Annotated in this window: 12 protein-coding genes and 1 pseudogene; 4 read left to right on the forward strand and 9 right to left on the reverse strand. The window is 37.7% G+C overall.

Features of this window, described 5'->3' with window-relative positions; translation table 11 throughout:
- Window positions 1-120: 120 nt before the first annotated feature.
- Window positions 121-969 (forward strand): RHS repeat-associated core domain-containing protein, encoded by an 849-nt coding sequence (locus ACDQ55_RS21285; RefSeq protein WP_420983663.1) that lies wholly within the window; start codon window positions 121-123, stop codon window positions 967-969.
- Window positions 966-1,292: a hypothetical protein gene (locus tag ACDQ55_RS21290; protein WP_420983664.1), complete on the forward strand. Its 327-nt coding sequence runs from the start codon at window positions 966-968 to the stop codon at window positions 1,290-1,292. Before ACDQ55_RS21285 ends, ACDQ55_RS21290 begins: the two co-directional genes overlap by 4 nt.
- A 70-nt stretch (window positions 1,293-1,362) precedes the next feature.
- Here the strand turns inward: ACDQ55_RS21290 and ACDQ55_RS21295 are convergent, their stop codons facing one another.
- From ACDQ55_RS21295 to ACDQ55_RS21330, 8 genes and pseudogenes are all read right to left on the reverse strand, one after another.
- Window positions 1,363-1,764 (reverse strand): hypothetical protein, encoded by a 402-nt coding sequence (locus tag ACDQ55_RS21295; protein WP_420983665.1) that lies wholly within the window; start codon window positions 1,762-1,764, stop codon window positions 1,363-1,365.
- 126 nt (window positions 1,765-1,890) lie between these two features.
- Window positions 1,891-2,823: an RHS repeat domain-containing protein gene (locus ACDQ55_RS21300; RefSeq protein WP_420983673.1), complete on the reverse strand. Its 933-nt coding sequence runs from the start codon at window positions 2,821-2,823 to the stop codon at window positions 1,891-1,893.
- Window positions 2,824-2,826: 3 nt separating this feature from the next.
- On the reverse strand, window positions 2,827-3,399 hold the full coding sequence (locus tag ACDQ55_RS21305; protein ID WP_420983666.1) for a hypothetical protein: 573 nt from the start codon (window positions 3,397-3,399) through the stop codon (window positions 2,827-2,829).
- A gap of 253 nt (window positions 3,400-3,652) precedes the next feature.
- A complete protein-coding gene (locus ACDQ55_RS21310) occupies window positions 3,653-4,567 on the reverse strand; it encodes an IS3 family transposase (RefSeq protein ID WP_420983674.1) in 915 nt (304 codons plus the stop codon).
- Window positions 4,510-4,740: pseudogene (locus ACDQ55_RS21315) on the reverse strand (transposase); the annotation flags it as partial. The pseudogene ACDQ55_RS21315 and the gene ACDQ55_RS21310, both read right to left, overlap by 58 nt.
- A 267-nt stretch (window positions 4,741-5,007) precedes the next feature.
- A complete protein-coding gene (locus tag ACDQ55_RS21320; RefSeq protein ID WP_420983667.1) occupies window positions 5,008-5,460 on the reverse strand; it encodes a macro domain-containing protein in 453 nt (150 codons plus the stop codon).
- Between the two features lies 1 nt (window position 5,461).
- Entirely contained in the window at window positions 5,462-5,722 is a 261-nt protein-coding gene (locus ACDQ55_RS21325) for a hypothetical protein (protein ID WP_420983668.1), read from the reverse strand.
- Window position 5,723: 1 nt separating this feature from the next.
- Window positions 5,724-6,647, reverse strand: a complete 924-nt coding sequence (locus ACDQ55_RS21330) for an HYD1 signature containing ADP-ribosyltransferase family protein (protein ID WP_420983669.1) — start codon at window positions 6,645-6,647, stop codon at window positions 5,724-5,726.
- 317 nt (window positions 6,648-6,964) lie between these two features.
- Between ACDQ55_RS21330 and ACDQ55_RS21335 the strand changes: the two genes are divergently transcribed.
- Together ACDQ55_RS21335 and ACDQ55_RS21340 are read left to right on the forward strand one after the other, a co-directional pair.
- Window positions 6,965-8,014 carry an RHS repeat-associated core domain-containing protein gene (locus ACDQ55_RS21335; protein WP_420983670.1) on the forward strand — a complete coding sequence of 350 codons (1,050 nt, stop codon included), beginning with the start codon at window positions 6,965-6,967 and terminating at the stop codon, window positions 8,012-8,014.
- A gap of 10 nt (window positions 8,015-8,024) precedes the next feature.
- Window positions 8,025-8,321, forward strand: coding sequence for a hypothetical protein (locus ACDQ55_RS21340; RefSeq protein WP_420983671.1), 297 nt, complete (start codon window positions 8,025-8,027; stop codon window positions 8,319-8,321).
- Window positions 8,322-8,571: 250 nt separating this feature from the next.
- Here the strand turns inward: ACDQ55_RS21340 and ACDQ55_RS21345 are convergent.
- Window positions 8,572-8,950 (reverse strand): integrase core domain-containing protein (locus ACDQ55_RS21345; RefSeq protein ID WP_420983672.1); only part of this gene is annotated, 379 nt, incomplete at its 5' end.

An 8,950-nucleotide genomic window follows, 5' to 3' on the forward strand; every position in this document is an offset into this window, starting at 1 on the left:
TTTATGACCGATCAGATTTTTTTCTTTCATATGAAAAAATAAAATCCGTTATTTTTAGTGGTAGAAGTTCTTTGAGACCGTTGCTGGAGGAGACGCTATTATTATCCATTTGGGTTGACGATGGCAGGGATAAGTTCGAATGCCTTGAAAGGGAGTAACTATCCGGAGAATAGGATGAAGTATAACGGGAATGAACTACAGTCCAGAGAGTTCAGTGATGGATCGGGGTTGGAGTTGTATGATTTTAATGCTCGGACTTATGATCAGCAGATAGGGAGATTTTTACAGATAGACCCGTTACCCGATGAAGGAGAACAAGAAAGCTGGACTCCATATCATTATGCGATTAATAACCCAATTAAGAATAATGATCCGGACGGGAAGATATGGGGTAATATTATAGGAGCCATAGTGGGAGCAGCTGTTGATTATGGAGAGCAAGTTGCTTCAAACTACATTCAAGGAAATGATAACCCGTGGACCAATAATATTAATTTGGTATCAATTGGCACGGCTGCAGTAACAGGTGCCGTTACAAGTGGTGGAAGTGTGGTATCAAGGATTGCGGCAAAAACGGCTCTAAAGGTGGGTACAGCGGCAATTAACAATGCAGTAGAAGTAAAGACATCTGAAGATGGATTGCAGGTTAAGGTGGAAAAAAATGCAGTTAATCTTGTTAAGAATACAGTAGTGGATTTAGCTGTTGATGCGGCAGCTGCGGGTTTGGCCAATAAAGGAGGCAAGATTTTGTCTAAAGTTGGTGTTAATAAAGGTGAGATTGCTAAAACTGCTAAAAGTGTAGTTAGGGCTGCTGGAGGAAGGGTTACAAGAAGTACTAATCAAGCCATTAAGAAAGGAGCGGAGGCAGTAGTAGAAGGTACTAAGAGTACACTTGAAAGTACCGTTAAAATTACCACTAATGCGACCAAGGATAAAGTAAAAGAGAAAACGGAGGTAAAAACGCCATGAATAAATTAAAAAATATAGTCACAATTATTGTTTTTTTAGTAATGTTTGGTTATATCTTCTATAAGGTTGGTAAAAGGCAGCTAACTGGATATTTATTAAAGCATGATGCACAGCGGGCGAGGGCTGTAATTATTGATGAGAAAAATTATATGGGTAATAGCCCTGTAAGTCGTGAAGGCTCTTATTCATACCTTTTTTATGTTAATGGGGAAGCATATAAAAATGATTCAAAAGATCCTAAATTACAAGTAGGAGATTCCATAGATATTGAGTATGTGAAATATTGGCCTAGTTTGAGCAGGCGAATTTCTGCATCCAATTAATTTTTACTAAACAGAACGTGGCGCAGGCATAACCTGCGCCACGTTTACAGTATCTAAAAAACAATCATTATTAATTAACCTTAGATGTCAAGGTTAGACTGTTAATAGCATAATTATAAACATCCACCTCTTGATTTTTTACATTCAAATAAATAACAAAGAACTTTTCCTTCCCTATTACTTTCAACCCAAACAGCCTGTTTTTCATAAATTCTATCCCGTTAAGTTTCTCCAATAACCCTACCTTACTACACAATATTTCAAAATCAGCATACGACAGATTCAAGTTTTGTTTATCAATTCCAATAGTATCAAAAGGCTGATATAATAGTACAATTTTTTGCCCCCCTTTAAAATTTAAAAGATGTAAAAAATAGTTATTGGTCGTCATCTTACTATTTTGTAGCCCTTGAGGAACTTGAATCACAAATTTTTTATCGGACACCCGCTCTGAGTCACGACTTATCGTCATTTCATTATTATTGACAAACCTCGTAAATAATTCATGCTGGTTCGAACTATCTATCCGGGAACGTTGTGCTATTGAACACTTTGTAAACAATAGTATCAGTAACAAAATATTTACACATCGCATATATTACTCATTTGCTTTTTTAACCGCTTTTTTCAATTGATTATAATCTACCGGCGTACCAACTTGTCCATTTGAATTATAGAACCCTACTTGTTTAGTAACTGTTGTGGTAGTACGTGAGTTCCCTCCCAATTGATCCGTATAAGTAGTCTTCTCAACGCTGTAGCCAAGAACCGCACTTGGACTATTATTATTACCGTCTTTACCGTAGCTACTTTTATCAGCATTAGAAGGACTGGGAGCTCCTACATCTGTTATCTCTCCTTTAGCATCTTTGCCATTGGGATGGGTATGTACATCATAAGACGTCTGCTTCCCTTTATCTTCTAATTCACCATAATTGGTAGATAGTTTCACACTGGCTTCTTTACCCTCTTTCATTGACGAAACAGAACCATCAGTTGCAACTACAAAACCGTGTTCCTTTCCATTACTTTCCGTTAACCCATAAGCTTGATCCATAGCAGAGATAACATCATTTGAAGGCATGTTAACTACTTCACCTTTTGCAATAGATTGATCTATGTCACCTGTACTCTTACTGTTGGTTAATACAAGTTTTTTATCAGTACTACCATCATCAATATGTTTAACAAGTTTACCTTTTAGATTAAAATAATCTGTAAAGGGTGCCATTCCATCAGGATCAATAAATCTTATTGGATTATCAAAGGCATAATTATAGGGAGACCATCTGCGCATCTTATCTGCCAAAGGATCTAACACGTGCCATCTTCCTATCTGTGCATCATACATCCTAGCACCGTAATCATACCACTCCAATCCTGAACCATCCCCGAACTCTTTCGATTGTAACTCCTTCCCATTATACTTCATCCTATTCTCCGGATAATTCGCCCCCTTCAATGCATTCGAACTAATCCCCGCCATCGTTAACCCAAACGGATAATAATGCGTCTCCTCAACAATTTGCAGTTCCTATTTGGTAGGCGCAACAAATTTTATATCAGACGTTACATTTTGATTGTTCCAAAATATCTCGTCATTTACTATATTAAACAACAATGATGATAATACTATTTCCATATCTGGTTCTTGAATTTTCTTTAGTATTTGATACGATCTCCAAGTATTAGACTTAATTGCTAAAACTCCTATCTTTAAATTAACAAAGTATGACATTTCACCATCTGCAATGCCCGGATCTCTTATCAATTTGTAAATTTTATAGTTTGTCCCATTTATTTCATAAATATGCTCTTTTTCTAATATAAGTTTTATGGAATCTCCACCGAAAATACCAGTCCATTTGCTAAATTGTGAGTCGTACACAATAGTAAAAGTATCACGATGTGACGTATAGGTAAACCTGTTATTTTTTGTTGTTGCACGCTGAAGATCATAGTTTATCAAATATGCGCTATCCTTTCTTATATTTAAATAAAATACACTGTCCTTTGATAGAATCGGGGATAAGTCTACTTTTTTTTGGTATCCCCTTATACAAGAGGTAAAGATCAAAAAATAGAATACAGAAATAATAATTCTCATAGCTAATTTATAAAATCGTTAATCTTCCTATTTATGTAGTCTTGTTCGCTTTTTACTTTTCCCGCTGCTTTTTGTCTTTCATAATCTGGGTTCCAAACCGCCCGATTTTCCTGATAAAAATTATATCTTTCTTTATACCATTGAGTAGATGCTGGTTTCATCCAGTCTGCATGTTACATTGACGCTGGCGCCATGGCTTCATTTGAGACCAAGGTTTGCTGATTGGATTTGCAACAGAAAAATGGACAACTTATTAAGCTGCTTTATTTAGAATAGATTTACTAAATTCTTCGGGTGGTAAATACCCTAATATTGAATGTATTCGCTGCCTGTTGTACCATATTTCGATGAACTCAAATATCTCTTTTTTTGCAACATTTATTGAATCATATACAGTATGGTGGCCGGTTTCCGATTTAAGGATCTTGAAGAAATTTTCCATTACTGCGTTATCCCAACAGCTACCCTTTCTACTCATACTTTGTTGTACGGAGTTGCCTTTAAGCAGATCTTTGAACTCCTCACTGGCATATTGTACACCTCTATCTGAGTGAAAAACCATATTTGGAGCCACCGATCTATTTCTAATCGCCATATTCCAGGCAGTAACAATAGTCTCTCTGGTTGTCATACCAGTACTCATTGACCATCCAATAATTTTTCTGTCAAACAGGTCTATGATTGCTGTTAAGTAAAGCCATCCGTTTTTTGTCCGGATGTAAGTCAAATCAGAAACCCATTTCTCTGAGGGTGCTGTGGCAGTAAATTCTCTATTTAGGATATTGGCAGACACTTCCAGTTTATGGTTGGAATCTGTCGTGCATACTTTGAACTTGCCTGTAATAATACTGCGAAGCCCTTTGTCCTTCATGATCCTGGCCACTCTGGGTCTGGATGCATGCAATCCCATAGACCTAAGTTCGGCAACTATTTTAGGGCTCCCATATCGACCTTTGCTTTTGTGATAGATATCTTCAACTCCTTTGCAAAGCACTTGCCTGTCCATGGAAAGTTTTGATGGTTTTCTTGTACACCAGGCATAATAACCACTACGACTTACTTTGAACAGCTTACACATCTTCTCGACATCAAATTCTGCCTGATGGTCCTTTATGAACCTGAATATTTGTTGTCTTCCCTGGAGAAAATGCTCACTGCCTTTTTTAATATTCGATTTTCCATTTCTGCTTCATGGAGTGCTTTCTTCAAGGTTTGGATTTCCTTCTGCTCTGGTGTCTGATCCTGTTTTCCTTGGCCAGGAAAACTACGGCTATCATGCACACTGAACTCTCTGGTCCATCGACGAAGCATGCCTACGTCTATACCCAAATCTTTTGCAACAGTTACGGCGGGCTTGCCTTATTGAATTTTAAATAATCGAGCCACAGATTAAAATCTGTGGTTTTCTTATTGTAATACGTTTTTGATCTTTCTATTAGCAATGAAAGAATCGAGGAACTCATATACGTTCTGGAACTGCTACCTTTGAGTGGACATATAGTTAAGCTCTTTTCTTAACTTTGAAAGCAATGAGTAAAAAAGAAAGAAGGAGTTATGACAAATCCTTCAAATTGATGGCAGTAGAATTGCACAGAAGTGGCAATATGATCAAGATTTTAAAAATTCTTCAAAGACTATAAGATTAACTATAGAATCTTTAGCTGTATGAACAATTACCTCCTTTACTTCATCCCAAACCAACCCTCCTAAGCCTGCCCCAATTCTTGGCAGGCCAATCTGCGATATACCATTATCATCTGCAAAATTTAGCATCAAAGACAAGCTTTCCATTATTGCGGACAACTCTGCTTTTGTTCTCCAGTTTTTTTGAGTCCCTAAATTGAATACAGTAAATGGAGGGGAACTATAAACAAAAATACTCCCTAATTTGAATGTTCCATTTTTGCAACGAACCTTATACTCTTCATACATCTTTGGGTACCTGATCTTAAAATCCAGCGCTATGCCCTTTCCCATTGCCCCAGCACAATTACACCCGTGGGCATAGGCGGTAAGGCCAGGATAATTAAACAGATCTCCTTTAATAAAAAAAACTGCCATTCTATTTCCTATTATTCCATAATTGATAAAATTCTTCAGCCGTAATTCTATCAGAAGAATCAAAATCAAGCTGATCAAGTGGCTGATCCCCTAACATATGTTCCCCTTCTTCCGGGTTGTTCTCATCCAGATAAATAACCTTTGCAGGATAAACTTCTATTTGTTTAGTAACATAATTATCTGCAAATTCAAAATAAAACGTTCCCCATTCCCCTTCTGCAGATTCTCCCTCTTTCTTTATATATACTTTATCCATCATCATCTTAATTGCCCATAGTTAAACCATGATTTTTGATTCGCCCTCCTAAATTCAATGAAGTATTAGAACTATTTAGGAAAATATTATTCTTGGGATTAGATATTTGTAATCCCTTTACATCTATTTCAATATAATGTGTAAGACTACCTGTTTTAAAAGGCATTCCGTATAGCTTTGATGATAATTGACCTAATGACATTTGTCCTTCTTGAACCTGAGTAGCTGTTAATTCAGATTTAGACATTGCGCCAACAGAACCAGGCGCAATATCAGTAAAATACTGCCCATTACCATGACGGGCATTTTTAAACCCTATTGACGCATTTAACTCTCCTGACTCTAAAATTCCCTTATAACCACTTTCTGAGGTATAATGGAATAAAGTATTACTACCGCCACTTTCTGTCTGTAAGCCAGATTCTAAACTACTAGCTGTCAATGAGGTAGACATTGCTTGCGGAGATGGCAGGACCGGAGCGCCAGTAAGCAACGTTAATGAATAAGGAATGCTAAATTCTAGCGCCATCACCGTTGCGGGCAAGGCAGGAGCCATTTTTGCATTTACAGCATTCTCAACCCTCTGCGTATTTAAAATAACTTCCTTGGGTATCTGCTTAGATTCTGGCCGGAATAAATTTGAAACGGCCATAGTATTGCCACCACTATATTGGAAAGAAATACTTTCAAGCCCTTCTAACTCAACATGAGAAGTAACCTTATTCTCAGAAAAAGCATACGTAGAATTATATACGTACTTATCCGCCAACGGGTCAATTTGTATAAACCTTCCAATTTGCGGATCATGATTTCGATATTTAAAGCCATACCAATCAAGACTTAACTCAGTATCAAAATCCTGCCCCTGGAACTTCTTCCGGTTCTCCGGATAATTCACCCCCTTCAACGCATTGGACGAGATCCCCGCCATCGTCAACCCAAACGGATAATAATAGCGTCTCCTCCAGCACGGCACTCAAAGAACTTCTAACACTAAAAATAACGGATTTTATTTTTTCATATGAAAGAAAAAAATCTAACCGGTCATAAAACGCGGTCACCGTCCGGGGATAGATGATGTGTTACTGCTGTTGAGTTTATATTCTCATGTTGAACATAGATTTATCGCTCAGCCTGTGTTCTGCCGTTCCCCACATCATCTATCCCTGGACGGAAGCACGATAGTACAAAAGCTGATTATTTATTTTAGGGGCAGGTCTTTGAAAAAAATGTGTCGCCAACGGGGAAGTGATCAGGAAAAGTGCCTCGGGCCCGTTGTTGGAGGAGACACATTATTATCCGTTTGGGTTAACGATGGTGGGGATAAGTTCCAATGCGTTGAAAGGGACACAATACTCAAAGAACAGAAAAGAGTTCAACGGTATAGAGCATACGACGGATTTAGACCTCAATCAGTATGATGCGTTTTATAGAAACCTTGATCCGCAGATAGGAAGATGGTGGCAAATTGATCCTAAGTGTGAGGCTTCTATAAGTGAAAGTCCATATGTGAGCATGGGAAATAACCCGATAAGTCATATGGACCCATTGGGAGATTATTTTTTTGGCTTATTTGGTTCGACCTCTGCACAGAGAAGGGCAGCAAGGGAAGTTGCGGAACAAACCGGAGGTGAGGTTGTAAATAAGACATCTCGTAAAATCCATGTAAATTATACAACGATAGAAAAAACATATAGTGAACCAGCTGGTGCTGTGATAAACACTGCGGTTGGCCATACGGTTAATTTTAGATCAAATGGAAGGGTTCATGGAGGTAGTGCTGTAGCTAATGAGTATATTGATCAACAAGCAGCTTATTGGTCTAGTCATAGGGTTGATGAGAATGGGAACATTCAGTTTATGCGCGCATCAGGTAGAGCTGATTATGTCCCGGTTGAATCGCTATTAGTTCCTTTGCCACCTGTAGCTAGTTTATTGGGGCGTGTGTATCAAGCTTCGAAAGCAACTACTTTATTTAGGGCTGTTTCTGGAGCTGAATTAGCTGATATTGCAGCTAATGGTCTTAGGACCTTACCGGGCGGCTATGAATCGAGTAAATTATTTGCGACAACAGCAGCAGATGCAGCAAATTTTGGGAGAAATAATTTTACTTTTGATGGTATTGCCAATACTATTATTCAAGTAAAAGTTCCTGCTCAAACAATGAGGTTTGCTGAAAAGAGAGTGCTGGATGGTTATAATGGGGTTGCTGTACCATCCAATTTGCTTAATACAATAAAGACAATCAAGCCTTTGAACTATTCTCCAAATGTTCGCGGTGGTTGGGGGCCATTTTAAATGATAAGAAATGATAAGGGTTTTAGCAGAATTAGAGTTTTTTAAAAAAGAAGGTGGGCGCAATAATGCGATAGTTACAGGATATCGGCCAGTTTTTAATGGATTAAATGATACTTCAGCTATATCTGGTAGGATAATTTTATTGAATAGGGAATTTCTTTTTCCAGGAGAAAAAGAAATAGTAGAGATAGATTTTTTAGACGGCTTTATTCCCGAAAAATATCTAACAGTAGGTAAGGAATTTACATTTGAAGAAGGATTATCTGTTATTTTAGGCAAAGGTTTTTTTACAGAAATTATTCAGTAAAATGCAAATTATATAAATGACAAAAGCCGCAGGTGTTTGCCTGCGGCTTTTGTCATTTATTGTGATAGTCAATACTTAATCTGACAGACAGCTAATTTTGGGCCCAACTAATCAGCTGTAAATCTATGAATATTTTATTCACAAAAAGATTTGCAGAGCAATCCCCATTGGGGCTCTGCAAATCTTTTTGTGGATAAAGCATCAAGAAGTTACTTCGGCATCTAAATACCAGTCTGTAATACGCTTTCCCTTAGCCAATTCCAATACTGTCTGTAAATGTCTCCAGGGGAGTCTTCCCAAAACAATACTTTCCACTGTGGGTTCTTTGTCCATTATAATAGTTCATCCAATCATCTAAATCTGATTGCATAGACTCCAAACTTGTGTATATTTTTTTCCTAAATGCAATGGTGTAAAACTCCTCCTGTATTGTTCTATGAAAGCGTTCACAAATACCATTGGTTTGAGGACTTCTCGCCTTTGTTCTGGTATGGTCTATATCCTCAATTGTCAGATATAGCTGATACTCATGATGCTCTCTTGCTCCACAATATTCCGTTCCTCTGTCAGTTAATACCCTTAAAAGATCAATGCCCTGATCCTGGTAAAATGGCAATACTTTATCATTG

The organism is Chitinophaga sp. 30R24, from assembly GCF_049056765.1.
Taxonomy (GTDB): Bacteria; Bacteroidota; Bacteroidia; order Chitinophagales; family Chitinophagaceae; genus Chitinophaga.